General features: G+C 74.4%; 22 protein-coding genes and 2 pseudogenes. 12 read left to right on the plus strand and 12 right to left on the minus strand.

The window, feature by feature from the left end:
• Positions 1-2450: 2450 nt before the first annotated feature.
• Complete coding sequence (locus ABEB13_RS03180; RefSeq protein WP_345704170.1) at positions 2451-7442, minus strand: WXG100 family type VII secretion target; 4992 nt, start codon at positions 7440-7442, stop codon at positions 2451-2453.
• Positions 7443-7446: 4 nt separating this feature from the next.
• Entirely contained in the window at positions 7447-7836 is a 390-nt protein-coding gene (locus tag ABEB13_RS03185) for a WXG100 family type VII secretion target (RefSeq protein WP_345704171.1), read from the minus strand.
• A gap of 657 nt (positions 7837-8493) precedes the next feature.
• Between ABEB13_RS03185 and ABEB13_RS03190 the strand changes: the two genes are divergently transcribed.
• Entirely contained in the window at positions 8494-9501 is a 1008-nt protein-coding gene (locus ABEB13_RS03190; RefSeq protein WP_345704172.1) for a hypothetical protein, read from the plus strand.
• A 43-nt stretch (positions 9502-9544) separates the two neighbouring features.
• Here ABEB13_RS03190 and ABEB13_RS03195 read toward each other — a convergent pair whose 3' ends face one another.
• Positions 9545-10138, minus strand: coding sequence for a TetR/AcrR family transcriptional regulator (locus ABEB13_RS03195; protein WP_345704173.1), 594 nt, complete (start codon positions 10136-10138; stop codon positions 9545-9547).
• 124 nt (positions 10139-10262) lie between these two features.
• Here ABEB13_RS03195 and ABEB13_RS03200 point away from each other — a divergent pair, with 124 nt between their 5' ends.
• Positions 10263-11405, plus strand: a complete 1143-nt coding sequence (locus ABEB13_RS03200) for an FAD-dependent oxidoreductase (RefSeq protein WP_345704174.1) — start codon at positions 10263-10265, stop codon at positions 11403-11405.
• 77 nt (positions 11406-11482) lie between these two features.
• On the opposite strand, the pseudogene ABEB13_RS03205 reads toward ABEB13_RS03200, so the two are convergent.
• From ABEB13_RS03205 to ABEB13_RS03220, 4 genes and pseudogenes are all read right to left on the minus strand, one after another.
• A pseudogene (locus tag ABEB13_RS03205) lies at positions 11483-11982 on the minus strand (VOC family protein).
• Positions 11983-12134: 152 nt separating this feature from the next.
• A pseudogene (locus tag ABEB13_RS03210) lies at positions 12135-14206 on the minus strand (xanthine dehydrogenase family protein molybdopterin-binding subunit).
• Positions 14203-15225 carry an FAD binding domain-containing protein gene (locus ABEB13_RS03215; protein WP_425559947.1) on the minus strand — a complete coding sequence of 341 codons (1023 nt, stop codon included), beginning with the start codon at positions 15223-15225 and terminating at the stop codon, positions 14203-14205. The pseudogene ABEB13_RS03210 and the gene ABEB13_RS03215 overlap by 4 nt, the downstream one beginning before the upstream one ends.
• Positions 15188-15670 (minus strand): (2Fe-2S)-binding protein, encoded by a 483-nt coding sequence (locus tag ABEB13_RS03220; protein WP_345704175.1) that lies wholly within the window; start codon positions 15668-15670, stop codon positions 15188-15190. The genes ABEB13_RS03215 and ABEB13_RS03220 overlap by 38 nt, the downstream gene beginning before the upstream one ends.
• Before the next feature lie 243 nt (positions 15671-15913).
• On the opposite strand from ABEB13_RS03220, the gene ABEB13_RS03225 reads away from it, so the two are divergent.
• From ABEB13_RS03225 to ABEB13_RS03240, 4 genes are all read left to right on the plus strand, one after another.
• On the plus strand, positions 15914-16927 hold the full coding sequence (locus tag ABEB13_RS03225) for a YihY/virulence factor BrkB family protein (protein WP_345704176.1): 1014 nt from the start codon (positions 15914-15916) through the stop codon (positions 16925-16927).
• Positions 16928-17049: 122 nt separating this feature from the next.
• Positions 17050-17541: an SsgA family sporulation/cell division regulator gene (locus tag ABEB13_RS03230; RefSeq protein ID WP_345704177.1), complete on the plus strand. Its 492-nt coding sequence runs from the start codon at positions 17050-17052 to the stop codon at positions 17539-17541.
• Between the two features lie 130 nt (positions 17542-17671).
• Entirely contained in the window at positions 17672-18199 is a 528-nt protein-coding gene (locus ABEB13_RS03235) for a SixA phosphatase family protein (RefSeq protein ID WP_345704178.1), read from the plus strand.
• A 66-nt stretch (positions 18200-18265) separates the two neighbouring features.
• Entirely contained in the window at positions 18266-18790 is a 525-nt protein-coding gene (locus tag ABEB13_RS03240; RefSeq protein WP_345704179.1) for a DUF6328 family protein, read from the plus strand.
• A gap of 44 nt (positions 18791-18834) precedes the next feature.
• On the opposite strand, the gene ABEB13_RS03245 is transcribed toward ABEB13_RS03240, so the two are convergent.
• The 5 genes from ABEB13_RS03245 to ABEB13_RS03265 form a co-directional block, all read right to left on the minus strand.
• Positions 18835-19971, minus strand: a complete 1137-nt coding sequence (locus ABEB13_RS03245; RefSeq protein ID WP_345704180.1) for a carboxylate-amine ligase — start codon at positions 19969-19971, stop codon at positions 18835-18837.
• A 74-nt stretch (positions 19972-20045) separates the two neighbouring features.
• Positions 20046-21014, minus strand: a complete 969-nt coding sequence (locus tag ABEB13_RS03250; protein WP_345704181.1) for an anti-sigma factor RsbA family regulatory protein — start codon at positions 21012-21014, stop codon at positions 20046-20048.
• The gene (locus tag ABEB13_RS03255; protein WP_345704182.1) at positions 21011-21148 is read right to left on the minus strand and encodes a hypothetical protein; all 138 of its coding nucleotides are present in this window, start codon (positions 21146-21148) and stop codon (positions 21011-21013) included. Before ABEB13_RS03255 ends, ABEB13_RS03250 begins: the two co-directional genes overlap by 4 nt.
• The gene (locus ABEB13_RS03260; RefSeq protein WP_345704183.1) at positions 21145-21771 is read right to left on the minus strand and encodes an MEDS domain-containing protein; all 627 of its coding nucleotides are present in this window, start codon (positions 21769-21771) and stop codon (positions 21145-21147) included. Before ABEB13_RS03260 ends, ABEB13_RS03255 begins: the two co-directional genes overlap by 4 nt.
• 120 nt (positions 21772-21891) lie before the next feature.
• On the minus strand, positions 21892-22056 hold the full coding sequence (locus tag ABEB13_RS03265) for a hypothetical protein (RefSeq protein ID WP_345704184.1): 165 nt from the start codon (positions 22054-22056) through the stop codon (positions 21892-21894).
• A 293-nt stretch (positions 22057-22349) separates the two neighbouring features.
• Here ABEB13_RS03265 and ABEB13_RS03270 point away from each other — a divergent pair, with 293 nt between their 5' ends.
• From ABEB13_RS03270 to ABEB13_RS03295, 6 genes are all read left to right on the plus strand, one after another.
• A complete protein-coding gene (locus tag ABEB13_RS03270) occupies positions 22350-23234 on the plus strand; it encodes a SigB/SigF/SigG family RNA polymerase sigma factor (RefSeq protein WP_345704185.1) in 885 nt (294 codons plus the stop codon).
• A gap of 136 nt (positions 23235-23370) precedes the next feature.
• Complete coding sequence (locus ABEB13_RS03275; RefSeq protein WP_345704186.1) at positions 23371-23751, plus strand: STAS domain-containing protein; 381 nt, start codon at positions 23371-23373, stop codon at positions 23749-23751.
• Between the two features lie 254 nt (positions 23752-24005).
• A complete protein-coding gene (locus tag ABEB13_RS03280; protein ID WP_345704187.1) occupies positions 24006-24767 on the plus strand; it encodes an ATP-binding protein in 762 nt (253 codons plus the stop codon).
• Between the two features lie 19 nt (positions 24768-24786).
• Entirely contained in the window at positions 24787-25134 is a 348-nt protein-coding gene (locus tag ABEB13_RS03285; RefSeq protein WP_345704188.1) for a hypothetical protein, read from the plus strand.
• Positions 25062-25526, plus strand: a complete 465-nt coding sequence (locus tag ABEB13_RS03290; protein ID WP_486335370.1) for an LppX_LprAFG lipoprotein — start codon at positions 25062-25064, stop codon at positions 25524-25526. The genes ABEB13_RS03285 and ABEB13_RS03290 overlap by 73 nt, the downstream gene beginning before the upstream one ends.
• 80 nt (positions 25527-25606) lie before the next feature.
• The gene (locus tag ABEB13_RS03295; RefSeq protein ID WP_345704190.1) at positions 25607-26455 is read left to right on the plus strand and encodes a ribonuclease BN; all 849 of its coding nucleotides are present in this window, start codon (positions 25607-25609) and stop codon (positions 26453-26455) included.
• The last annotated feature ends 63 nt before the right edge of the window (positions 26456-26518 follow it).

Here is a 26518-nt window from a genome sequence, read left to right on the forward strand (position 1 = left end):
CCACCGGCCCCGCCGTGCCGTGCGATGTGCCGTCCGATGTGTCGTGCGCCGTGCCGCTTGCCGTGCCGGGCAGTGCGTGGACGTCGGTGACGATCGCCGAGGAGTCGAGCCGCCGTCCCTCCACGAAGCCCTTCGGCTGCTTCGTCGTGGTCCGCTCGACCGGCCCGGACACCGGGTCGGCGTCGCGCATCGGGACGGCCACCCGGGCCACGGTGTCGACCTGTTGGGTGTGCGAGCCGTCGGACACGTTCAGCCGCTTGAACGTCACCTTGACGTCGTAGGCCGCGTCGACGTCGAAGAACACCGCCGGCTCGACGTGCTTGCCCCGGTTCGAGGAGGAGCCGACGGTCTCCGCGCCGTGGCCGTAACTGCGGTCCATCCGATGGGCGTAGCCGCCCCCGACCGTCACGAACGGCGCCTTCACGTTGAGCCGGCCGCCGGCGTCCAGGCGGTTGCGGCGGTCCCGCACGTTGCCCTGCCCACGGGAGGTGCGGGTGCCGGACTCGAACTCGTACTTGTCCGCGGTGGAGTGGTAGGTGGCGTCCGCCACCCTGGCGGTGACGGTGACCTCGGCCTTCCAGGTCGTACCGGAGACGGTCTCGGTGATCTTCCCGCCACGGGTGAGCCGGGAGAGCTGCGTCCTGAGCGCGACCCTGTCGAACGTGGCGCCGATCCGCTGCTGCACCTCCGGCGACGGCTCGCCGTACTTGGACCGGATGGCATCCTCGACCGCCGTACGCACCTTGTCGGCGCCGCTCAGGCTGTGCACCACGTACGACGCGTTCAGCTCGTGCTGCTCCCGCATGCGGCGCGGCGCGGTGTGGGTCGCCGCGGGCCGGTCGAGCTCAACGGCGTTGCGGCGGGCCACCGCGGACCGGTCGTCGCGGGCGGGCGCCGTGCCTTCGGCGGGCCCGGTGGGCCGCTTGAAGGCGATCGCACCGTCCTCCCTCTGGGGGGCCTGGACCTTGACGGTGTCGCGGGCGTCCATGCCCACCTCGACGCGCAGTGGTGCCGAGACGTCGGACCGCCCGCCGGGCGCCTCGCCGGGCCGGCCGAAATGCACGTCCACGGCCAACTCGGCGCCGTAGATGACCTGCGGCACACTGTACTTCCCGTTGGCGTACACCCGGTCGGCCTGGCGGCCCTGCCCGCCGACGCGTTCGCGCTGCTGGCCGGAGCCCGTGGCGAGCAGGTCGGCGCCGGGCGTGCCCTTGGCGACGGTGCCGCCGAGCCCGCCGTTGGCCGCGACGGTGCGCGCCAGCAGCCGGCGGTCCACGCTGAACGCGCCGGTCTCGTTGACCGTGTTGAGTTCGGCCTTGCCGTCCTCGCGGCGATAGGTCATCGACTCGACCCTGGCGACCGCGGTGACGACCAGGCTCTCCTTGCCGGGGATCTTCACCTCCAGTGCCTCGCCGCGGGTCATCCCGGTCAGCCGCGCCGCCAGGTTCGGCTGGCTGAACCCCCGCAGGACCTGGTCCCGGACGGCGTCCCAGTCGTCACCGAAGCGCTCCCGCCCCCGGGCGTCGACGGCCGCGCGCAGCGCGGCGGTGCTCTCCACGTCCCGGACGACGACGGTCTCGCCCAGCCCGCCCCGGTCGTCGCCGCCGTGCCAGACCGACTCCGGTGGGCCGGTGACCTCGTGCATCGGCGGCGCCGCGGTCTCGTCGACCGCGGCCGTCCCCTCGGTGGCGGGTGCGGCCGGCTTCTGCGGCTCGGACGGGGTGGTGTCGTGGTCGTGGGGCGCGGACTCCGCCTCGACCGCCACGGGGGTGGTGTCCGCTCGGTCCACCAACAGGCGGACGTCCGCCGTTCCCGCCTCGTGCGCGTCGGCCTTTCCGTTGAACGACATCTCGAAGTGGACGGCGCCGTCGTAGCGGACGCCGGGCACCTTGGACTTGCTGGTCAGCTGGGCGGCCCGGCTGTCACCCGCGATCTCGATCCGGTCCCGGCCGAGCCGCCCGGCGCCGCCGGCGCCGATCAGGGCGGCCCCCGGCTTCAGCGCGTTCGCCAGCCCGAACTGCCCCGCATGGCCGCGGTTGGTCGCGGTGCTGCGCACCTGCTGGACGCTGGTGCCGATGTTGAACTCGGTCTCCTTGGTGGTGCCGGTCTGGCGCAGGTCGCCGACCCGCGCACCGATCCGGACCGTGCCGACCGTCCGGCCGCGCCGGTCGGTGAGCGCGACCGTGACCGGTTCACCGGCCGTCATGCTCTTCAGGTCCCGCTGGAGCCGGGCGAAGTCCACCTCCGCGAGGACCTTGTCGCGCATCGCGGGCCAGTCCTTGCCGAACTCCTGCCTGGCCGCCTGCTCCACATGGTCGAGCAGTGCCTCCACGGGCGGGTGGCCCTGGGACGCGCCGCGCGGCGACAGGTCCAGCACGATCTCCTGGCCGCCGACGCGGCCGTCCAGCAGACGCTGCGGGGGTGTCCGCTGCTCGCCGACCGACGTGGCGTCAGGACGGACCGGGACGGCGACGGTCAGGCCGAGGTCCACCGCCTCGGTGTGACCGCCGGATCCGGTGCGCACCGGGACGCCCTCGTGGCGCAGGTCGTCGAAGTCGAGCTCCAGTCGCATCCTCGACTCGAACACGTCGGCGGGCTCGGCGGTCTTGGACCGCGCGACCATCCCGCCGAGGTCGAGGTCGACCTGCCCGTGGCCGCGGTCGTGGAAGTAGCCGGCGAGCTCCGCCGGCTCCGCGATGCCGCCCGACTGCCGGGCCTGGACCCCGACGTTGTACTGCCATTGGGCGTCGCGGCCGGTCCCGACCGTCACCGTCCGGTCGGCGCCGTTCTCGAACTCGATCTTCTCGGTGCGCAGGTGCGTCGACGCGGTGACCTGGCCGCGCAGCTTGATGGTGCCGCTCAAGCCGTTTCCGTCGAACCGGGCCGTCCACACCTCGCCTCGGGAGAGCGCACTGAGCATCGGGCGCAGGGTGGCCGGGCCGAAGTGGGCGTCGGCGAAGGCCCGGGCCGCCGCGCGGTCGCCCGGCACCGCTCCTGCGAGGACGGCGATGACCTTCTCCCGGACAGCCGCCTCGTTCCCGGTCAGACCGACCACGAGGTCGGTACCCGCGATCGGCCGGGGGCCGGCGGCATCCTGGTGCGGTGCCGGCGGCTGCGGCTCGGGCTCCACGGACGTGTGCGGCGGCTGCGGCTCGGGCTCCATGGCCGTGTGCGGCGGCTGCGGCTGCGGCTCGTCCTCGGGCGGCGCCGCCGGCTTCTCGCCGGTCTCCTCCGCAGCAGGCTCCTCCGCAGCAGGCTCCTCGGCGGCGGGCTCCTTCGCCGGGTCCGGGCGCTTCTCCCGGTCCGGGCCCCTCTCCGGGACGGGATCCTTCGCACCCTCCCGCGCGGTGGCGGGGGTGTGGGTATCCGCCGTCCCGGAGGGCACCGGTTCGCTGCCGTCGTAGTGGTTGCCCTGGTGATACACCGTCACCGGCCGCCCGTCCGAGGGTCCGAAGACCGCCAGGGGGTGCCGTCGTGGCCGACCACCCGCAACCGCAGGCCCAGTGCGTGCGCCGCTGCCGCGGGCAGCATCTCCCCTCGGTGGTCAGCCAGCGGGACTCCCAGTCCCGGACGGTCCGGAGCAGGGCCTCCCGCTCGCGCGGCGACGGCGGCGGCGCGCTGCGGGTGAGGTGGTCGCCGACGATCTGCCTCAGCTCCGCGAGCGGCAGTCCGGCGTACCCCTCCCGGACGTCGGCCGGGAGGTGGTCGAGCAGGACGTTCGCGCCCAGGTCCTGCCGGGCGAGCAGGTGACCGCGGTAGTTGGACACCACCTCGGCCGGCCAGTGTTCCGGAGGGAGTTCGGCGAAGTGATCCTCGACCACGGACTGCAGCCGCCGGGCGACTCCGCCGGGCGATCCCGTCCGCACCCCCACCAGGTCGGGCGCGCTCACGGCCACCGAGTGGAGCAGGCAGAGGCCGTCGCCCGCCACCTCCACCCGCGCCCCGGGCGGCGGGAAGCCGACATCGGTCGCGGCCTCGCGGTCGCCCGGGGCCTTCGGTGGCGGCGGAGGCAGGTGCGAGGAGCCTCCGCCGGGCCCGGCGGCGTCGGCCTGCGGGCCGTGGTTCCGGCCCGCCGGCGGGGCCGGCGGCGGGGCGGTCGGCGGCCGGTGCCCCGGTGCGTTGCTCCCGGTGCCGTCGACACCCTCCATGAACTCCCGGAACCCCTCGTACATCCGGTTGTCCGCCGTGGTGGCGTGCACCGGGTTGGCCTGCCCGTCGTGCACGGTGCCCGGGTCCCTGCCGTACAGCTTCTCCAGCAGCGGCAGCATGGCCGGCTCGTTCCGCCGCACCCAGTCGGCCCCGTTGTTCCGCGGCCGGCCGGTGTACGGGTCGGTGCCGTGGTTGGTGCCCAGGTAGGCGTTGGTGAGCTGGGCGAAGTACTCCTGCTCGTCGCGCGACGAGTAGTTGTCCACCGGCTTCCCGCTGCTGTCGTGGCGCGGCCCGTCCGGCCAGGCCGCCTTCGGGTCGCCCAGCTTCTGCCGGAAGGTGTCGGTGATCAGCTTCTGCTCGGTCGCGTCCAGGCCGTACCGGTGCACGGTGTGGGTGAACTCGTGCGTGGTGGTGGAGTACCCGTCCTCGTAGTGCCCGCCGTGCCCGATCGGGGTGTGCTCGCCGAGCAGGTTCTCCTCGGTGACCGCCGAGTGCCGTCCGCCCGAGCCGCGCATGTCGTCGTACCCGCGGCCGGCGCCCGCCGACGAACTGTTGTGCACCCCGCGCAGGTTGTGCAGCTCCGGGACATCCGGCATCCGCACGTCCTTCGGGACGACCACCACGTCCGCACCGCTCTTCAGCAACCGCGCCGCCGTCTCCGGGTCCTGGAGCATCCGGGCGACCTGCCGCTGTGCCTCCTGCCGTGCCGAGGCCGCGCGCTCCGCCCGCGGATCGACGTGCACGATCAGCTCCGCCGCGGTCCTCGCGAACTCCTTGGGCGGCAGACCGTTCTTCAGCGCATCCACCGTCTGCGGGTCCCGCGCCAGCCAACGCCGGTCCTCCGGGGCCATGGCGGCCAGTTCCTGCGCCCGCTCCTGCGGCGACATCGTCGGCAGCTCCCGCCGCAGCCGGTCCGCATCCGCCGGCGGCCTCGACACCGGACGCTGCTCGCGCCCGAGTCGGTCGACCGCGTCGCGCACCGAGGACCTGCCGGACAGCGCCCTCAGTTCGGCGTCGCGCTCCTGCTTCTGCCTGGCCAGGACCTCGTCGTGGCCGGTCGTCGACGGGGTGCTGCGGGTGGCACCTCCGGCCGGTCCGCCCTGGCTGCCGTGCACCGGATTTCCGGTGGCCGTGCGGGTGGTGGGCGGCGGCGGTGGCGGCAGACGGTCGGCGCCGGTCCGCCCTGCGCCCGGGCGGACCGTGCCGCTTGAGCCGGTGGACGTGATGGGCTGCGCCACCGGCGGCCTCGGAGCAGGCGGAACCGACGGCACACCGGAGCCGGACCGGCTGCCGCCACCCTGGTGACCGGTCGTGCCACCGCTCCCGACCGGGCCGGGCAGGAACCCGCCGCCCACCGGCGGACCGGCGGTCGGGCTCTGCGCAGCGGACGACACGGACGCGTCGGGCACGGTCTGGACCGGCACCACCTGCTCCGGATCGGTACGGGTCGGCGCATGCCCGCCGGAGATCCGGGTCCCGCCATCGAGGTTCGTGCTGCCTCCGGCCGCGGGGAGATGCGCGGCACCGCCGAGCACCCCGGACAGGTCGGGCGCCGCCCCCGTACCGCTTCGCTGCGCCGCGACGCCGGACGGCTCCGCCACCGTCTCACGCACCGGCGCAACGCCCTGCCCAGCAGCGGAGTCGGTTGCCGCGGACTGCCCGTGCACGGGGGCACCCGACCGGGGCCCGCCGGACTCGACGGGCGGTTCCTGTCGCTGCGCGTCCTGGTGTCCGCCGCGCTCCGAGATCGGATCCGACATCTGCTCAGACGTCTGCTCCGGGATCCGCCGGCGCGAATCCGTCTCCTGGCCCACCGTCGACTCCTGCGAGGGCCGGCCGTGCCGTGGCAGCGGCTCCTGCCCATCCCGCAGCGCCACTGGATCGTGCGCGTCGGGCTCCTGGTGGGATGTCGACTCCGACTCCCGACGGAGTGTCGGCTCCTGCGACCCGGCTGGAGCGGTGTCCGGACGCTGGGCAGGGGGATCGAACGAACGGGTGCCACCGCCCGAACTGCTCGTCTGCGCCTCGTGGGTGGCCGCTTCCGGGTGGCTGCCGCCGCCGGTGGGCCCGACCGACGACGAGACCTCGGCCGCTCGTGCGGAGCCGAAGGGCATCAGCCCACTCACCCGGGACCCGCCCACACCCGGGACCGAACCCGGGACCGGACCCGGACCCTCCGCCGTGTCCGTGCCGGAGGCGTTCCCGCCGTCCAACGAGCTGGCGCCGTTCACGCCGTCCAGTGAGCGGGTGGCGGTACCGCCGCCGGCCTCGTCGGTCGGGCCGTGGTAACTGCCGCCTCCCGAGGAGGCGGTGGGCTTCGAGAAGGTCGGCGGGCCGTGCTGGCCGCCGTGCGCAGCGGCGTTCGGCAGGTCCAGGTGCGGCGCCTCGGCCGGTTTGGGGGCGTTGGCATGGCCCTTGATCGCGGCAGCGCCGGCGTGCAGACCTGCGCCCGCACCGCCGGAGAGGCCGGAGCCGAGCAGGGACTCGCCGTCGACCTTGCCGGTGGTGATGAGCTGGGTGGAGACGTCCGCGCCCACTCCGACTACCGCTCCGGTGGCCATCTTGCCGGCGGTGGAGTTCAGTGCGCTCTCCGCGCCGAGCTTCTTGCCCGCGCCGCCGATTCCCCGGCCGATCAGATGGCCGGAAGCTCCGCCGATCGCGCCGCCGAGCGCGTTCTGGCCGAGCTCGTTCATGTCGATGCTCTTGCGGTGGCCCTCGGCGACTTCGATGCCCTGGGCGAGCAGGTTGATCGCGGCCATCTGGGCGGCCTGCTTGGCCGCCATCGTGATCATTTCCTTGAGCAGGGTCTTCAGCAGGGTGGAGACCACGGCCCGGCTGGCCCCGATCATCACGGGGACCTCGAGCAGCGAGGCGCCCGCGGTGAAGGGGGCTTCGGCCTCGGCGGTGGCGATCTCGAAGGCGAGGATGCCGAGCTGCGCGATGATCTGGATCTTCGCGGTCTCGGCGGAGTTGGCCATCTGCTCCAGCATGTCGCCCATGCCGTCGAGGGCGTTGACCGCGCCGGGCAGGTAGCCGGGGTCCTCCTGCGTGCCCTTGCCGGTGGCGAACTTGGCCCAGTACGTGGTCAACGCCTCGGCGGCCATGCCCTGTTGTCCGTCGAGCGCGCGCTTGATCGCGGCATCGGAGCCCTGTGCAGCGTCCTTCAGGTCCTCGGCGGCCTTGCGACAGTGCGCGGCCATGTCGCGGAGCTGGTCCTCGTCCGCCTCCGGCCAGCGGCAACCCGCGAGCAGCAGGAGCACCCACTGGAGGGGCTCGGGGAGTTCGACGGCCATCTGGTCAGTGCCTTCCGCTCGGAGCGATCCGCGGGGTCACCGGGATGTGTACGGGGTTGTTCACCGGGGCGCTCGGCAGGGACGGTGCAGCGGGCATCGGGTTCGCGCCGGTGTCCATGCCGTCGAACTCGGTGGCGATCGTCCCGTCCGCGCCTTCGTAGCCATCGGCCATCGCCTTCAGGCCGTCGGCGATGCCCTTCAGGGCTTCGGGCAGGCCCTTGATGACGTCCAGGGTGTCCTTGCTGTACTTCAGGTAGCCCTTGTCGCCTTCGGCGAACTTCTTGCCGGACTCGTCGTCGCCCCACGGCTTCTGCGCCTCAAGCGAAGTCAGGAAGGCACTCAACGAGGTGTACAGCGAACGGACTTGCTCGGACGCGGCGAGCACCGGCGACACCGCGGACCGGTACTGCTCCGGGTCGACCTGGAACCCCTGCCCGGCGCCCCTCCCCCGTCGCCGGACGCGCCGGCGGCGCGCTCGGCCGCGTACGTGCCGGTACGGGGCTGCGCCTGCTGAGTCGGCAGCGTGGCCGACATCCGGCGCAACGGCTCGGCGGGCACGGCCTCGGTCGCGTACCGGACCGGCTCGTCGTTGCTCATGGTGTTCCTTCGTCCGTACGGGGCCGACGGCGGGCGCGGGCAGGTCTGCGGCGGTGGCCGCGCGCTGACGTGTCGTCGGGCCGGCAACGGGACCTGCCCGTACCATCCGCCGAAACCGCCCCGAGCAGACGGAAGTTCACTGCTTCACCCACCGCGTCCTTGGCATACGTCCAGCCGCGGAGGTTACGCCTGCAAGGTGACCACGACATGACCAGCCGGAGGCCACTGGCCGATGAAGACCTCTGGTGGGAGACGACCCAGGAAATCGCTGCCGCTGTGCGGGTGTCCGAGCGGTCGGCGAAACACCGTCAACGCCGGTGGCGCGACAACGGCATAGCCGGGACAGCGAGGACCGCCCCCTGCCGATGGCGCGCAGGGCATCGTCCGAAAACCCTTTGCCCCCGGTCCGCCTGCTTGGTGGGATGCAGGGGCTTCGACGGCGGGAGGGGACGGCTTGGCGGTGTTCGGGTGTGCGGGCTGCGGCGCGGTCCTAACGGCGGCGGTGTCGGAGGTGGCGTTGCCGATCCACCTGGCCGACACCCACTGGGAGGAACTGCACCCGCCACTACTGGAAGCCGGGTCCTACGCCGTCGACCCCGCGCCGTACGGGCCGCCATGGCGGCAGTGGGACGAGGTCGGGGCACGCGAGGCGGCGGAGCGGGGGCACTTCGCGCCGTTCGGCGCACTGTCCGACGGGCCGTCGGACAGCGTCCTCCTCGCGCCCGGCGACATGCGCGGCACCCGGCTGATCCTTGAGCGGGCCGGGGGCTACTGCCTGGGGATCGACGGGAGGGACGGGCCGAACCTCGCCTGCCAGGGCTGCGACCTGCCGGTCGGGACAAGGATGGACGACTGCGGGTGCTGGCAGATCGTCCGGCTCGTCCCGCAGGCGGTGGTGCGCCTGCCCGGCCCGCCGGAGCGGCCGGTCATGGACTGGGCGGGACTGCTGGCCACCGGCGCGCTGTGGCACCGGCTGGGCGAGTACCGGGACATCGCGGCCGGTGTGGCTCTCGCCCAGGTGGTGGCCGCCGCCGGGGGCGCGCCCGTCGAGGTGGCGCCCGGACCGGTCGCGGAACTCCTCGGCCGGGCACTCGGTGCGCTGCTGCCCGTCGGGGACGGCGCAAAGCGGCTCGACCTGGCAGGACCGGGGTTCGGCGAGCCGGTCGCCGACCTGGTGCTGGTGCCGGTACATCCGCAGACCGGAGACATGTGGCAGCCGGGTGCCGGAGCGGTGCCGGTGCCCATGGATGCCGCGCTCTGGGCCGAGCTCGCCTTTCCGCCGCAGCGGACCCGCCTGCCTGCGGTCGGCGGACTGCCGGCAGGCGTGGAACGGGACGACCCGCTGCCGCCGTACCCGTGCCACCCGTTCCGGCCGTCCGGGGAGGCATTCCGGTACACGCTCGCGCGGATGCCCGCTGTCAGGGAGCCGTGGCTGCGGGCGATCTACGACCGAGGATGCTGAACCAGGCGGAAACGCGGTGCATCGGGGTTGCGCGCAGACCGGGTCAGCTGCCCGGGTGGGACGCCGCCCAGCCGTGTTCGAGCAGTGCGAAGGCCTCGGCGGCGGCGCGGTCCGGCTCGGCGTGCCGCAGGATGAGGCCGCGGGCCTCCAGGGCGAAACGGGCCAGTGCGGCGCAGCTGACGTCGTCCTCGGGGGCGCCGGCGGCCTCGGCGACGGCCCGCGCCAGGGCCGCCTCGTGGCGCGTCCACATGCGGTGGGCGTAGTCGCGCAGCGCAGGGGTCTCCTGCACCATGTGCAGGAAATCGGCGAACCGCGGGTCGTTGGCGTGCAGGGCGAACTGGGTCTGCTTCAGCAGGATGTGCGCGCGCAGAGCCTGCGGGATCGACGTGCCGGGGGCGCGGTCGCGCACGGCGGCGACGAGCGCTGCCTCCAGGTCGTCCTCCTGGTCGAAGACCAGGGCCTCCTTGCCGGAGAAGTGCTTGAACAAGGTGGTCACCGAGACGTCGGCGGCGTCGGCGACGTCCTTGACACCGACCTGGTCGTAGCCGCGGTCGAGGAAGAGCTCGAGTGCGGCGTCGGCCAGGGACTGGCGGGTCTGGGCCTTCTTGCGCTCGCGGCGCCCGGTCGGTTCGGTCACCCGGCCACCGTACCCCAGAGTGAATCAACTGCAAAAGTTGAGTCGTTGCACTTATTTGGTGATTGTGCTTTTGTGGTGGGGCCGGATCTCCCGGCCACTCACCCACCTCTCAAGGGACACTCCTGTGCACTCCTCCCGTGATCCCCGCATCGCGATCGTCGGCGCCGGCCCCGGCGGCCTCACCTGCGCCCGCATCCTGCAGCAACACGGCCGCTCGGTCACCGTCCTCGAACGCGAGGCCTCCGCGGACGCCCGTCCCCAGGGCGGCACCCTCGACCTGCACGCCGACACCGGTCAGGCGGCCCTGCGGGCGGCGGGGCTCCTCGACAGATTCGAAGCCCTCGCCCGCCCGGAAGGGGACGAGTGGCGCGTGCTCGACTTCGCCGACGCCGCCCTCCTGGCGCATCAGGGGCCGGGCGCCGACGGCGGTCGGCCGGAGATCGATCGCGGCCAACTGCGGGGCCTGCTCCTGGACTCGCTCACCGCGGGCACGGTGCGGTGGGACCGTGCCGTCACCGGTGTCACCCCGCTCGCCGACGGCACCTGTCGGCTGCACTTCCGTGACGGCACCACCGAGGACTTCGACCTGGTGGTCGGCGCCGACGGCGCCTGGTCGCGCGTCCGCCCGGCCCTGTCGCAGGCGGTGCCCCGCTACACCGGTGTCACCTTCGTCGAAACCGGATTCGACCACTGCGACACCCGCCATCCCGACCTCGCGCGGCTGGTCGGCAACGGATCGATGCTGGCGAAGGGCGCCGGCAGGTCCCTGGTCGCCCAGCGCAACAGCAACGGCCACATCCGCGCCTACATCGCGCTCCGCGCGCCGGAGGACTGGCACGTGGCTGCCGGTGTCGACCTCGGCGACCGGCGCGCCGTACGCACGCACCTGCTGACGCTGTTCGACGACTGGGACGAGAGCCTGCGCTCCATCCTGCGCAACAGCGACAGCGGGTTCGTCAACCGGTCCCTGTTCGTCCTGCCCACCCCGCACACCTGGGAGCACGTCCCCGGCGTCACACTGCTCGGCGATGCCGCGCACCTGATGCCCCCGGTCGGGCAGGGCGCCAATCTCGCCATGCTCGACGGCGCCGACCTCGCCCGCGCTCTCGTCTCCGAAGCCGGCGTCGACGACGCCGTCCGCGCCTACGAGAGCATCATGCTGCCGCGCTCGACCGAGGCCGCGACGGGCAGTGCGCAGGGACTCGACCACCTCGTTCCCGCGCAGGCCGTCCGGGCGGGCTCCTCGGCCGCGTCACCGGCCGGATGACGGGCCCGGGCCCCACCCGGACGCCCGCCGCGGCCGGACACGGCCGGACGCGGCCGGACGCGGCCTGGAGAATGCGGCTACGAGGCCGGTGCGGTCCCGTCGCCGCCCGCGACGGCGTCCTCCAGGGCCTGGATGTCGATCTTCCTCATCCGGAGCATCGCCCCCATGGCCCGCTGGGCCCTGGCCGGGTCCGGGTCGCCGATCAACTCCATCAGCCGGCGGGGGTGATCTGCCAGGACAGGCCGTACCGGTCCTTCAGCCAGCCGCAGTCGCTCTCCTGGCCGCCCTCGGTGAGCGCGGCCCACAGCCGGTCGACCTCCGCCTGGTCCTCGCAGTTGACCTGCAGCGAGATCGCCTCGGTGAACGGGAACAGCGGGCCGCCGTTGAGCGCGACGTACTCCTGCCCGGCGAGCTCGAACACCACCGTCATCACCGACCCGGCCTCGCCGGGGCCCGACTCCCCGTACCGCTGCACGCCGACGATCCGGGAGTCCGCGAACAGCGAGGTGTAGAACCGCGTCGCCTCCTCGGCCTGGTGGTCGAACCACAGGAAGGTGGTGATCTTCTGCTCCGGCACGGCGCTTCTCCAGTTCCTCCGGGTACCTCCCCCGACGGTAGGCCGGGCACCCCGGGCACGCACCACGGCCACGCCGCGTCACCGGCGGTCTCCCCGCACAGGGGAGCGGGCCCGGGCGGCCCCACGGCACGGTCGGGCCCGGGCGAGTACCGTCAGGCGAGCCCCTGCAGCATCTGCCGCGAGGTCACCGGCAGTTCGCGGACGCGGATCCCGGTGGCATGGTGCACCGCGTTCGCGACCGCCGCCGCCGTACCGACGATGCCGATCTCGCCGATGCCCTTCGATCCGAGCGGGCTGACGTGCGCGTCCCGCTCCTCGATCCAGTGGGCACGCACGTCCGGCACGTCCGCGTTGACCGCCACGTGGTAGGAGGCGAGGTCCCGTTCGGCGTGGTCGCCGAAGAGCGGATCCATGGTGGACTCCTCCAGCAGCGCCATGGAGACGCCCATCACCATCCCGCCGACGAACTGCGAGCGGGCGGTGCGGGCGTTGAGGATCCGCCCGGCCGCGAAGACCCCCAGCAGTCGGCGCACCCGCACCTCACCGCTGTCCGCGTCCACCTGCACCTCGGCGAACTGGGCGCCGAACGCGTGCCGGGCGAACTCCGCGCCCCGCCCCACGAGTTCCCGGGTGTCCGCGCGCACCGACAGGCCCTCCGGCGGCACCGCCGCGCCTCGGGCGAGCCGTTCCCGCAGCCGCGAGGCGGCCTCGTGCACCGCCCAGCCCCACGACGACGTCCCGCTGGAGCCGCCCGCCACCGACCCGTACGGCAGGTCGCTGCGCCCGATCTCGATCCGCACCCGCTCCACCGGCACCGCCAGTGCCTCCGCGGCGACCAGCGCCAGCACCGTCCGGGCGCCGGTGCCGATGTCCGCGGCGTTCACCCGCACCAGGAAGGTGCCGTCCGGCTCGGCGCGGAGCTCGGCGGCCGACGGGGCGATCAGCACGGGGTAGGTGGAGGCGGCCACACCGGTGCCGACCAGCAGCCGGCCCTCCCGGCGGGCGCCGGGCCGCGGGTCGCGCCCGGCCCAGCCGAAACGGCGGGCGCCCTCGCGCAGGCACTCCGCCAGATGGCGGCTGGAGAACGGCCGGCCGCTGTCCGGCTCGGTCTCCGGCTCGTTGCGCAGCCGGAGTTCGACCGGGTCCAGGTCGCAGGCCAGCGCCAGTTCGTCCATCGCCGACTCCAGCGCGAACATGCCGGGGCACTCGCCGGGGGCCCGCATCCAGGAGGGGTCGGCACGTCCTGCCGGACGACCCGGTGCGTGGTCCGCGACACCGGCGAGCGGTACATCACCCGGGCGGGCACCGCCGCCTGCTCCACGAACTCCTTCAGGGTCGACGACCTGGTCAGGATCTCGTGGGCCAGGGCCTCGATCCGCCCGTCCGGGCCGGCTGCCAGCCGCACCCGCTGCACGGTCGGTGCCCGGTGGCCGGCCACCGCAGCCAGGTGCGCCCGCGGGAGCGCGAGCCGGACGGGCCGGCCCACCGCACGGGCGCCCATCGCGGCGAGCACCACGTTGGGCCGGGCCGTGCCCTTGGCGCCGAAGCCTCCGCCCACGTGCTCGTTCACCACCAGGACGTGCTCCTCCGGCAGCCCGAACAGCGCGGCCAGCGCCCGCCGCACCCCGTGCCCGCCCTGGCTGGAGTCGTGGACGGTCAGCCGGTCGCCGTCCCACTGCGCGGTGGAGGCGTGCGGCTCCATCGGGTGGTTGTGCAGCGGGCCGGTCCGGTAGGTGGCGTCCAACCGGATCGCGGCGGCCGCGTACGCCGTGTCGAAGTCGCCCCGCAGCCGGTCCGCGGGGTGGCCGCCGTTGGCCAGTTCGGGCGCGTAGGTGCCCGGGTGCCCCTCGACCAGCGCCACGTCGTGCGGCTCCGGCGCGTACTCCACCCGGAGCCTCGCCGCGCCCTGCTCGGCGGCCTCCGGCGTCCCGGCGACGACCAGGGCGACGTACTGGCCGCGGTGCGCCACCCTCGCGCCCTGGAGGACGGCCAGCGTCGGGTCGTCCGCCTCGCCGAGCCGCGGCGCGTTCCGGTGGGTGAGGACGGCCAGCACCTGCGGGTCCGCGAGGACCGGGTCGCTGTCCACGGCGACGACCTCGCCGCGCGCGATCGTGGCAGGCACCGGGCACCCGTACACGGCCCCGGCGGGCCGCCGGTCGGCGGCGTACCGGGCCGCGCCGGTGACCTTGGCACGGCCCTCCAGGCGGACGTGGTCGGCGGTCATCCGGCGGCCTCCTCGGCGAGATCGGACAGGACGCGGACGGCCAGGTTGCGGACCAGCGGCACCTTGAAACCGTTGTCGCGCAGGGGCCGGGCGGCGGCCAGTTCGGCCTCCGCGGCCTCCCGGAACGACGCCTCGTCGGCGGGCGCACCGAGCAGCAGGTCCTCGGCGGCCCACGCCCGCCACGGCTTGGGTGCCACACCCCCGAAGGCGAGCGCCACCCGGGTGACCCGGCCGTCCCGCACGCCGAGCACCGCGGCGACCGAGGCCAGCGCGAAGGCGTACGAGGCGCGGTCGCGCGCCTTGCGATAGGCCGAGCGCCCCGGGCCGGGCGGCGGAAGCACGACCGCGGTGATCAGTTCGCCGGGCAGCAGCCGGTGCTCCACGTCCGGCCGGTCGCCCGGCAGCCGGTGGAGGTCGCCGAGCGGCAGACTGCGGGCGCCGTCGGGCCCCAGCAGGGCCACGGTGGCATCCAGGGCCGCCAGCGCGACCGCCATGTCCGAGGGATGGGTGGCGACGCAGTGCTCGGAGTGGCCGAGCACCGCCAGATCGCGGTGGACGCCCTCGCGGGCCGGGCAGCCGGAGCCGGGTCGCCGCTTGTTGCACGGCTTCGCGGTGTCCTGGAAGTAGAGGCAGCGGGTGCGCTGCAGCAGGTTCCCGCCGGTGGTCGCCGCATTGCGCAGCTGCCCGGAGGCGCCGGACAGCAGCGCCTGCGACAGCACGGGGTACGCCGTGCGCACGAGCGGGTGCGCGGCCAGATCCGCGTTGCGGACGAGCGCGCCGATGCGCAGGCCCCCGTCCCCGGTCGGCGCGATGTCGGCCAGCGGCAGCCGTCCGAGGTCGACCAGCAGCCGGGGCCGCTCCACGCCCAGCTTCATCAGATCGACCAGGTTGGTGCCCCCGCCCAGGTAGCGGGCGTGCGGGTCGGCTGCGAGCAGCGCCACCGCCTCCGCCGGATCGGCAGGGCGCAGATAGCCGAACTCCTCATGAGACCGCCGCCAAGACGGCCCGGACGATGGCAGGGTAGGCGCCGCACCGGCAGATGTTGCCGCTCATCAGCTCGCGGACCGCCGCCTCGTCGAGCACCTCCCCGGCCGCCCCGGCCTCGGCCGGCAACGCGACCGCGGAACAGAGCTGCCCGGGCGTGCAGAACCCGCACTGGAAGGCGTCCTCGTCCAGGAACGCCTGCTGCACCGGGTGCAGCGCGTCGCCGTCGGCGAGCCCCTCGACGGTCGTCACCGCGGAGCCGTCGAGGGCGACGGCGAGCGCCAGGCAGCTGTTCAGCCGCCGCCCGTCGACCAGCACTGTGCAGGCCCCGCACTGCCCGTGGTTGCAGCCCTTCTTGGGGCCGGTCAGGTCCAGGTGCTCGCGCAGCACGTCGAGCAGCGTGCACCGGTTGTCCAGCACCAGGGTGTGGTGCGTGCCGTTCACCTCCAGGCCCGTCCGGGTCTCCGTCGTACCGGGCATCCGCCTGCCTCTCTCGATGCCGTCCGGCCTGTCCGTCCGGCCGGTCCGCAGAGGGATCCCACCCGGCGCCCCCGACCACACCCGGCGGGCCGCACGACCACCGGATCGCCGCACCGTTCCTCCCGCACCGGCCGCACCGGCGGAACGCCGTCCCTAGCGCTGTTGAGCGCCACCGCACCGGGCAGACGCAGCTCACGGGCCACCCCACGGACGGGCGTGCCCCGCACCAGCGAGGAGCGCGCCATGAACCCCTTCGAACGCACGCTGCGCGCCGTCGACCGTGCGCAGCGGCGGCGCACCGCCCCCGCCGTGGTCGTCGGCGTCGTCAAGAAGTACGGCGACGACCGGGGCGGCCTGCTCGCCGCCCTGATCACCTACTACGGCTTCGTCGCGCTGATCCCCCTGCTCCTGCTGCTCAGCACCGTGCTCGGCTTCGTGCTGCACAGCCACCCCGGCGCGCAGCAGGCGGTGCTCGACTCGGCGCTCGCCGACTTCCCCATCATCGGCGACCAACTGCGCCAGAACGTCCACTCCGTCCAGGGCAGCGGATTCGCTCTGGTCGTCGCCCTGCTCGGCCTGCTCTACGGCGCCCTCGGCATCGCCCAGGTCCTCCAGCACGCGATGGCCGAGGTCTGGAACGTCCGCGGCACCGACCGGCCCGGCTACTGGGCCCGCCTGGCCCGCAGCCTCCTGCTGCTGGCCGCCCTCGGCACCGGTCTGGTGCTCGCCACCGCCTGCGCCGCCCTGGTCGGCACAGCCCTGGCCGGACCGGCCGCCCGGATCGGCGGGCTTCTCCTGTCCGCCGCCCTGAACACCGCCCTCTGCCTGGCCTGCTTCCGGATCCTCACCCCGAAGGAGATCGCGACCCGCAGCCTGTGGCCCGGCTGCGTCCTGGCCGGCCCGCTGTTCACCCTGCTCCAGGCCTTCGGCGCGCTGCTGGTCACCCGCGAGCTCCGGCACGCCACGGCGATCTACGGCTTCTTCGCCACGGTGATCGGCCTGCTGTCCTGGATCTACCTGGCGTCCCAGGTCACCGTGTACGCGGCCGAGGCCAACACCGTCCTCGCCCGCCGACTGTGGCCCCGCAGCCTCCTGCAGCCGCCGCTCACCGGCCCGGACCAGGAGGTGCTGGAGGCCCTCGCCCGCCAGGAGGAACGCCGTCCCGAGCAGCATGTCGACGTCGATTTCACCGGCGCCTCCCGCGCGAAGGACGGTGACCGGGCGTCAGGCGGTCCCCCTGCGGACGGCCCGTCATGAGCGCATTGTCGACAGCATGTTGGGCCGGACGGGTGACGTCGGCCACAGTCCTGTGCTCCGGCCGCATGCGGCGTGGCAGGACGGGCAGACGGCGCGCCGAGACATCTGCACAGAGGAGTGCCATGCCCGCCACCGTCGAGCACGAGTCGACCGTCCACCTCACCGGCCCCGCGGCCGGCGACCTCCGGATGCTGATGCGGTACCGGAGCGGCGATCCCTACGCCGTGCGCCTGGTGTTCCTCGATCCCGACGAGCCGGACACCCCCGATGCGCCCGACGGTCGCGGCGCGCAGGACGGTCGCGCTGCGGGGGAAGGTCGCGCTGCGGAGGACGGCGCGGTGACCTGGTGGCTCGGGCGGGAACTCCTCACCGTGGGGCTGGCCAGGCCCTGCGGGACCGGCGATGTGGCGGTGCGCCCGCTGACCGCGGAGCTGCTGGAGCTGTCCTTCGCCGCCCCCGGCGGCGCGGCGGTCGTGCACGTGAGCACCCGGGCGCTGCAGACGTTCCTGCGGGCGACGTACGCGCTGGTGCCCGCCGGGTCGGAGACGGCCCGGCTCGCCGTGCCCGACGATCTCTCGGTCCTCTTCGAGTCGTCCGGGGAGAATCCCTGGTGAAGCCACCCAGCGGCGCCGGTGCCGGATCCGGGCCGCCGCCACGGCGCCGGGTCCCCGGGTCCTCCCGGGCTCGCCGGTAGCCTCGGATCGGCGGGTACACGGCGGTACACGGCGGGCCGGAGGGACCGACATGAGCGGGGAGCGGATGCACAGGATCGTGGTGGTGCGGCATGCCAAGGCGGACCCGAAGCAGCACACCGTGCACCCCGACCACGAGCGGCCCCTGACCGACCGCGGCCGGCAGGACGCCGTGCTCGCGGGCCGCTGGCTCGCCGGGCCCGGCCCGGCCGTCGACCGGGCCCTCGTCTCGACCTCCGCGCGGACCCGGCAGACCTGGGAGCTGATCGCCGCCGAACTGCCCCACCCGCCCCCGGCAGCCTTCGAGGAGGGCCTCTACCACACCGCCCCCGACACCATCCTCGCCCGGCTCCGGCGCCTGCCGAAGGACACCGCCAGCGTCGCACTCGTCGGCCACAATCCCGGCATCCGCGAGCTCGCCCTGGACCTCGCCGGCAGTGCGACCGGCGATCTGCGGACCCGTCTGGAGGAGTCCGGCCTCCGCACCGCAGGCGTCCTCGTCCTGAGCTTCCCCGGCCCGTGGAGCGACCTCGCCCGCGGCACCGCACACCTGGACACCGCCTGGTCGCCCCGCCCCTGAAACCGGTCGCCCGACAGTCCGGCCCACCGCTGCGGCCACCCCTCCCCGCCGAAGGAGACGAGACGGTTGGAGCACACCGCGCACGGTTCCCCGCCCGACCGCGGCGGCGGACCGGGCCGCGACGAGACCCCGCAGGAACGGGCCGACCGGCGCTGGAACGAGGTGCTCCAGGAAGTCCGCGTCGCGCAGACCGGCGCCCAGATCCTCTTCGGCTTCCTCGTCAGCGTCGCCTTCACGCCCGTCTTCGCCCGCCTCGGCAGCTTCGACACGGACCTCTACGTCGTCACCGTCGTCCTCGGCGCCTGCGCCACCGGCACCCTCATCGCACCGGTGTCCTTCCACCACTTCCTCGCCGGCCACAACCTCAAGCCCGCCCTCGTCCGCACCGCCTTCCGCATGATCGCGTTCGGCCTGGCCCTGCTCGCCCTCACCATCGGCTGCGCGCTGCTGCTCCTGCTGCGGACGGCCACCGGCAACCCCACCCTCGCCTGGATCCTCAGCGCCGCCGTGATGGGCTGGTTCGCCACCTCGTGGCTGCTGCTCCCCCACCTCGTCCTGCGCCGCGCCGAGCGGAGCAGGGCCGCACGCTGACCGGCCGCGGCACGGTGAACGCCCGCGGCCCCGTGACCGGGCACTCAGGGATCGGTCTCCTCGACGACGGTGTCGAGGAGACCGGCGCGGCCGCCGCGGCGCAGCTCGCGGCGTTGCCGGACGGCGCCGTTGCCGTCCTGGAGGAGCCGCCCGAGGACGGGTTCGACCCGGTCGGTGTCGCCGTTGTCGGCGAGTGCGGGGCCAAGGGCCTGCAGGACGCGTCCGACGACCGCGGGCGGGGAGTCCAGCGTGCCGCCGATCGGGTCGTAGAGGCGCTCGGTGCAGCCGTGGCGTGCCGCGTACCAGACCGCGGCGGACAGGGTCTCCTGGTGCGGGTGCGGGTGCGGCGGCCGGTCCGGATGGGGGAGCCCATGGGGCTGCCCCTGCCCCTGCCCCGCCGAGCGGCCGGCCAGGGCCACGGCGGCGACGGCCCGGACCAGCCCGGCCAGCATGACCGCCTCGTCGACGCGGAGCTGGACGTCCATGGCCCGGATCTCGACGGTGGGGTAGCGCTCGGACAGCCGGACCTGCCAGTAGAGCTGCCCCACGTCACCGATCAGGCCGCTCCGGACGAGGGCGTGGATCCGGTCGTCGTAGTCGCGGGCGTCGGCGAACCGCGGGGGCACCCCGCTGACGGGCCACCGGCCGAAGACGACCGTCCGCCAGCTGGCGAAGCCGGTGTCGACGCCCTGCCACAGCGGCGAATTGGCCGAGAGTGCGACCAGCAGCGGCAGCCAGGGGCGCAGCCGGCCCAGGACGGCGACACCCGCGTCCCGGTCGGGCACGCCGACGTGGACGTGCATCCCGGTGATGAGCTGCTCGTCCGTCAGCTGCGGGGCGTCGGCGCGCATGGCGCGGTAGCGGGTGGTGTCGGTCACCGGCACGGGCATGCGGTCCGTGAAGGGGGCGGTGGCGCAGGCCGCGAGTCGGCAGTCGTGGGCCCGGGCGGCCGCTCCGAGGGCGTGCCGCAGCCGTTCCAGGTGGGCGCCGATCTCCGCGGCCGACCCGCAGACGGGGGTGGCGATCTCCAGCTGGGCCTGGAGGAGCTCGCGCTGGACCTCGGAGCCGTCGATCGCAGGCTGCAGGTCCGCCGCCCGCCGGACCTGCCCTGCCCGGGCGGCGGGGAGGCCGGTGGCGGCGTCGAGGAGCAGGTACTCCTCCTCCACACCCACGGTGAGCATGTCCGGCTCGTACCCGCGGTCGGCCGGCCGAATCGTCGGATCCAGTGGGCCGCCGCACCGGGCCGCCACGGCACTCAGCCGGCGGCCGCGCCCATGGTGAGGCGGACGACGGTGCCGTTCTCCGGGCTGGTACGGATCTGGACGAGGTCGCACATCTGCTGGACGAGCCACAGGCCCCGCCCGCCGACCTGGTCCATCGTCGGCCGGAGCCGGCCGGCCATCGGGTCCTCGATGTACCCGCCGTCGCGGAACTCGCAGACCACCCGGGCCTCCTCCGCCCAGGTGCGCAGCGTCCCGCCGCCCGCGTACTTGATGCTGTTGGCGGCGACCTCGGTGGCGGCGAGCAGCAGGTCCCGCAGCCGGTCGCCGGTCAGGCCGTACCGGGCCGCGCAGGCAGTGACCTGCTCGCGGACGGCGGCGAGCCCGCCGGAGGCGAAGGCCAGCTCCTCGTCCGGGTCGCTGGGGTCGCCGAGGACCTCGAAGGCGTACGGCCCCTCGGCGTAGCCGAGTCCGGGCACCGGCCCGTCCGGGCCGAGCACCAGCGGATGGCAGCGCTCCAGCACCTCCAGGGTGCCGCCGGGGACGGTGCCGGTGTCGAACGGGCAGAGCAGCCACCAGACCGGGGACTCGGCGAACGCCCGGTTCAGCAGCCACTCGTGGTAGCGCAGCTCGGCGGTCTCGGCGACCGTCCGGCCCGTCCACCGGTTCTCGCTGATGGCACGGACCGGCCGCCCCGCCTCGGCGACCTTGCCGATCCACGCCTGCCAGCCCGGGATCAGGCGGCCCGGGTTGCTGCCCAGCTCACCGGTGTCGAGGAAGGACACCCGGTCCCCGGTGCCGGCGCCGGCCAGCGCCTCGCGCATCAGCTGCTCGCGCGGGCCCGAGACGGCGACCACGACCGCCTCGCCCGCGCCCAGGGCGTGCTCGACGAACGAGAGGGTGCCGGTCAGGAAGCCGTCCTCGCCCGCGTAGGGGAACAGGATGTGGCGCACGCCCTTCTCCGGGGCGGCAGCGGGAGCGGGAGCGGTGTCGGAGTGGTTCACTGCTTCAGCTCCACGGGGATCTCCGGGTTCTCGAACCCGAGCAGCGACCAGCTGCGGCGGAGGGTGTCGTTGGCGTGGTGGATCTCGATCCGGCGCTCGGGCAGCCCGCGCGCGGCCCCCGCCAGGACGGTCAACCCGGCACTGTCCATGAATTCCAGCCCCCGCATTCCAGGTGCAGCACCGGCGCCAGCGTCAGCAGCTCGCCGAGCGCCGTCCGGAAGGACTCGGCACCCTCGGTGTCCACGACGCCGCTGACGCTCCAGCGGTCCCGGGCCGCGCTGAACAGTCGGAAGGCCGGGCCGACCGCTCCTCTGCCCAGATGGTGCGGATGTACGCCGGCGGCCTGGTCGATGGCCTGCGGTGTCAGCGCCGCCCGGGCGTAGACGCAGACCAGGATCGCGCCGCTGTCGGCGGCGAGGGCGTCCAGTCGCAGCTCGTGGCGGGCGAGGATCTCCGGACGGGTGTCGTCGGCGGGCAGGCCGCTCAGGTCCGCCAGCACCCGCAGGGCACGGAACCCCTGCCGGTCGGCGCGCTCGGCGCCCTTGCTGACCTCGCTGAAGAACGACTCCCAGGACGCGGGGCCGCGGCGCGCCCCGTCCGAGCCCCCGAGCACCAGCACCATGTCGCCGAACAGCTCGCCGTCGGCCATGAACGCCCGCGCCGGCCCGGCCGTGTCCTCGCCCGGACCGACCAGCCAGCAGACGTGGTCCCCGACGTCGACCGGATCGAGTGTCGCCACACCGTGTGCTGTCCTCACCCCAGCTCCTTTGCCCCGCCCCTGACAGGCCACTCTATCCCCGTGGGACCCACCGTCCACCGCTGCGCCTGCCCCGGCCCGGTGCGGTGCGGGGCCGGCCGGCCGGACCGACCCCCGGGGTCACCGGACCGGTCGCCCGTGGCGGGCGATCAGCCGCCGGCGCGCCCCGGCGCTGCCGGACCCGCCGGACGACCGGCCGGCCCACCGGCGTGCGGGGGTGCGGCCGAGCAGCAGGATGACGGCGAGCAGCACGGGCGCGCTCAGCAGAACCAGGATCGACAGCATCGGGAAGCTCCTGTCCTCGGTGAATGATCTTCCCGCGTCTGGCCCCGCCCGGGCACCGGCAAACCCTCGGGCCTGCCGGGGTGTGCTCCGGGCGGATCCGGGCAGAAGTGCCCTCGAACGTCACGACCATGGTCGGGTCCGTGGCGTGGATCGCCGCAGCAAACCATGACATAGCACGCATAAGGGACCGATTTCGGGGAATCGCGCATGCCCTCGCGAATGGGGGGTAGCGGCCGCTGACGTAACGTTGGGCCACCGTCCGGCGACGCCACGACCCCGGGAGAGCGATCCTGATGACAGTCCTCCAGGCCACCACCGTCGCGACCCGCCTCGGTGCCGCGTCCGGCACGTCCGCGTACGACCTCCCGGTCGGCCCGGTGGCGGGGATCGAGGACCTGGGAGCGGTCGCGCCCGCGGACGCCCGGGTGCTGTCGAAGGACCTCTTCCTGCGCCTGCGGGAGCTCGACGAGGGCAGCAAGGAGTACTCGTACGTCCGCGGCACCCTCATCGAGCTCAACATGACGCTGGTGAAGTTCGCCGCCCGGCGCTTCGCAAACCGCACCGAGCCGATGGACGACATCCTCCAGGTGGGCACCATCGGTCTGATCAAGGCCATCGACCGCTTCGACCCCACCCGCGAGTTCGAGTTCGCCACCTACGCCCTGCCCACGATCACCGGGGAGATGAAGCGGTTCTTCCGCGACACCTCCTGGATGGTCCACGTGCCGCGCGGCATGCAGGAGCTGCGGCTGGCGCTGGCCAAGGCCTCCGACGAGCTGGAGCAGGTCCTCGACCGGCTGCCCACCACCGCCGAACTGGCCGCCCACCTCGGCCTGACCGAGCGCGAGGTGATCGAGGGGCGGAAGGCCGCCAACGCCTACCGCGCCCACTCCCTGGACGCCCCCGCCGACAGCGAGGACCCGGACTCCGGTGCGGGCCTGGCCAACCGGTTCTCCGTCGAGGAGACCGGCTTCGAGGCCGTCCTGCACCTGGAGACGCTGAAGCCCTTGATCGCCGCCCTCCCCGAGCGCGACCGGGCGATCCTCTCGATGCGCTTCGGCGCCGAGATGACCCAGGCGCAGATCGGCGAGGAGCTGGGGCTGTCGCAGATGCACATCTCCCGGCTGCTCAACCGCACCCTCGCCCAGCTGCGCACCGCGCTGCTCAGCGACAAGTAGGCCCGGCGCGCCCGGACGCCGCCGCGGCACCCGGGCCGAGGCTCCCGCGCCGACAAGCGGCACGGCAGGGGCGGCACGGCAGGGGCGGCACGGATCGGTCGGCGGTCGCCGACAGCGAGAGAACTGGACGACGGACATGAACGACCCGGCGCACTCCCCGGGGCCTGCGGCACAGCACCTGCCGGGCGGAGAGATCCGGCACACCGGCGACGGTGCCCTGGTCTGCACCCTGACGGGCGAGCTCGACCTGGACGCCGCCGCCGTGGTGGAACCCGTGCTCGCGGAGGCGGTCGGGTCGGGGGCGCCGCTGCTGGTGCTCGACCTGTCCGGGGTGGAGTTCTGCGACTCCTCCGGCCTCAATCTGCTGCTCCGCTCGCGCGCCGACGCGGCGGCGGCCGGCATGGACCTGCGGCTGGCCGCCGCACGGAGCCAGCTGCTCCGGCTGTTCGAGATCACCGGCACGGACCGGGTGTTCGCTCTCGAACCCACCCTCGCAAGCGCCCTCGCCGTCCGATGACGCCCGCCCGAACCCCCGTGGACCGCCGTGGAGCGGCCTTCACCCGCCCGGTCCGACCGCCCACCGGCGGAGGTCGGTCCGGCGGCTTCACCGGAACAGGTGGCGGTCGGGAACAGCCCGTGTCTCCCGGCGTTCCGTGGGCAGGCGTGTCACAGCGCACGGGGTCGGCCGGATGCGGCAGCACCTGGCCTCCGGCGCAGAATCCCGGTGAGTCCGGCTTGACCGACAACGCCGAACGGCGGAGTGAGAACGACATGACTTCGAGCGACCCGAGTACGGGCGGGCCGGCGCGGGCGCACCTTCCGCAGACCGGCCAACGCCGTCGCCTGGCCCTCACGGCGGTGCCGGGCCCGGTGGGCCACGGCCGGCGCTTCGCCCGCCAGGCCCTGGAGGACTGGGGCTGGAGCGACTCCGAGACCCGGACGGACGACATCCTGCTGATCGTCTCCGAGCTGCTCGCCAACGCCTGCCTGCACGGCGGCGGCCCGCGCGAGCTCGTCCTCACCGCCTCGCCCGCGCATCTGCGGGTCGAGGTGCTGGACTGCGAGATGCTGCTGCCGAGCCCGCGCCCGCCGCACCTGGTCGACGCGCCCGGCGGACACGGCCTGCACATCGTTCAGCGGCTCTCCCAGCGCTGGGGAGCGGTCGCCCACGGCGACGGCAAAGCGGTCTGGGCGGAGTTCGACGCCGCCCGCTCCCCGTCCTCGGGACGGCCGTCGCTCCGCTCTGACGTCCTGTCACCGGAGGCCCGGCTCGGGCATGGCCGCTCCCCGGCCGGGTATCCGCGAGCCGACCAGGGCCCGCAGGCCCGTCCCCGCCGAGCGGATCCCGATGCCGCCCGGCCCCGGCCGAGACATCCGGCCGGCTGCGGGCCGACGACGCCGGAGGACCCCATGGCCGATCAGCGACCGCGTTCCCGCACCCCCGCCAGGCCGGCGCAGCAGCCGCGGCCGCCCTCGTCGTCGTGCTCGGCGCGGCGGGCTGTCGGCCCCCGGCGGGACGCCGGCCGCCGGTGACGCCGCGGCCGTCTCCCCCGTGCCCGGTGCGGCGGCCGAACTCCGCCAGGCCGCCGGTGCCACCGCATCGGCCGGCTCCGCCCGGGTGGTCCTGGAGGAGTCCCTGGTCAGCGACGGGAAGACCGCCACCGTGCACGGCGAGGGCGTCGCCCGGCTCGGCGGGGCCGGCAACGGACACTTCACCGTCACCGCCGACGGCCGCGCCACGGAACTGCGCATCGTGGACGGGGTCGTCTACGAGCAGCTGCCCGCCGCGCAGCGCCCGGCGGGGGCACGGGCCGGTCATGGGTCAGGATCGACACCGCGAAGGCCGACGCGCAGGGCACGACCGGCATCCCGGACGTGTCCCGGCAGCTCGCGTTCCTGACCCGGGTCACCGACGTCACCCGGCTGGGGCAGGAGACGGTGGACGGCGCAGCCACCGTGCACTACCGGGGCCGGCTCGACCTGGGGACCGCCGGTGCGCAGCTGCTCGGCGCCTCGCTGCCGTCCGGGGTCCCGGTCGACGTCTGGGTCGACGACCGGCACCGGATCCGGCAGGAGAAGGTCCGGCTGGACGTGACGGCCACCGAGAGTACCCGCGGGGACGGCTCCGCGACGGCATCGCCGACGGCGGCCGCCGAGGTCGTCCTCCGCCTCACGGACTTCGGCACACCGGTGGTCGTGACGGCGCCGCCGGCCGGCGCGACCACGGACCTCGGTGCCCCCGCTGCGCCGGCACGCGTGGGCGGCCCGGGCGTCGGCCGGGCCGGGGCGTGACCTGCCGTCGTCGTCGTACCGGGCCCGCGGGCGCGGGCTGTGGTAGACCGGGGGCGGAGCCGACAGGCGTGGAGGCCGGCGTGGCCGACGAGGACCGCACCCGGGAGCACCCCGGCCCCGGGGCTGCTCCCGCCCGCCGGGGCAGGGCGGTCTCGGTCGCCCGGGAGGTCTGGCGGCAGGCCCGGACGGTCGAGCTCCTCCAGCGGTGCATGGCCTTCGCCGCGCTGTCCTTCGTCACGCTCGTGCCGCTGCTGATCGTGATCGCCGCGGCCTCCGCCACCCGCGGCAGCGGCATTACCGGCTGGTTCGCCGACGGCCTCGGGCTGACCGAGCGCGGCTCCCGGGCCACCCGGGACCTCTTCACCTCCCGCGGACAGGTCCTCAGCACCACCACCGGGATCGGCATCGCCGCCCTCGCGGTCTTCGGGGTCTCGCTGATGGCATCGATCCAGACCGTCTACGAGCGCATCTGGCACCTCGACCGCGGCCCCTGGCACGCCGCCTGGCGTCAGGCCCTCGGCCTGGCCGGCCTGACCGGCTACATCCTGGTCGCCGCCTGGAGCGGCCACCCGTGGCAGCACAGCGCGGCCCAGCCCGCCCTGCGCCTCACGGCCACCCTGCTCGGCGGCATCCTGCTGTTCTGGTGGTTGCAGCGCCTGCTGCTGGGATCGCGCGTCGCGTGGCGGCGGCTGCTGCCGGGAGCCGTGGCCACCATGGCCGGCCTGGCCGGCCTGCGCTTCTTCTCCCGTCTGGTCTTCGCCCCGCTGCTGGTCTCCAACGCGGTGTCCTACGGCGCCGTCGGGACGGTCCTCGTCCTGCAGACGTGGCTGGTGGGGGTCGGCTACACCATCTACGGCGGCGCCATCGCGGGCCAGGCGCTGGCGGCGGCGAAGGAGCCGGACCCGTCCGATCCCCGCCGCGGCCGATGACCGGCCGCCGTCCGACCGGGCCTCCCGACCCTCCACCGGTCTCCCGACCATCCACGGGCCTGC

The organism is Kitasatospora paranensis (assembly GCF_039544005.1).
GTDB lineage: Bacteria > Actinomycetota > Actinomycetes > Streptomycetales > Streptomycetaceae > Kitasatospora > Kitasatospora paranensis.

Bases quoted from the DNA above. Each gene is read 5' to 3' on its own strand.
- ABEB13_RS03180 (WP_345704170.1), bottom strand. From the start codon at position 7,442: ATGGCCGTCGAACTCCCCGAGCCCCTCCAGTGGGTGCTCCTGCTGCTC.
- ABEB13_RS03220 (WP_345704175.1), bottom strand. From the start codon at position 15,670: ATGCCCGGTACGACGGAGACCCGGACGGGCCTGGAGGTGAACGGCACG.
- ABEB13_RS03225 (WP_345704176.1), top strand. From the start codon at position 15,914: ATGAACCCCTTCGAACGCACGCTGCGCGCCGTCGACCGTGCGCAGCGG.
- ABEB13_RS03230 (WP_345704177.1), top strand. From the start codon at position 17,050: ATGCCCGCCACCGTCGAGCACGAGTCGACCGTCCACCTCACCGGCCCC.
- ABEB13_RS03235 (WP_345704178.1), top strand. From the start codon at position 17,672: ATGAGCGGGGAGCGGATGCACAGGATCGTGGTGGTGCGGCATGCCAAG.
- ABEB13_RS03245 (WP_345704180.1), bottom strand. From the start codon at position 19,971: ATGCTCACCGTGGGTGTGGAGGAGGAGTACCTGCTCCTCGACGCCGCC.
- ABEB13_RS03265 (WP_345704184.1), bottom strand. From the start codon at position 22,056: ATGCTGTCGATCCTGGTTCTGCTGAGCGCGCCCGTGCTGCTCGCCGTC.
- ABEB13_RS03270 (WP_345704185.1), top strand. From the start codon at position 22,350: ATGACAGTCCTCCAGGCCACCACCGTCGCGACCCGCCTCGGTGCCGCG.
- ABEB13_RS03275 (WP_345704186.1), top strand. From the start codon at position 23,371: ATGAACGACCCGGCGCACTCCCCGGGGCCTGCGGCACAGCACCTGCCG.
- ABEB13_RS03280 (WP_345704187.1), top strand. From the start codon at position 24,006: ATGACTTCGAGCGACCCGAGTACGGGCGGGCCGGCGCGGGCGCACCTT.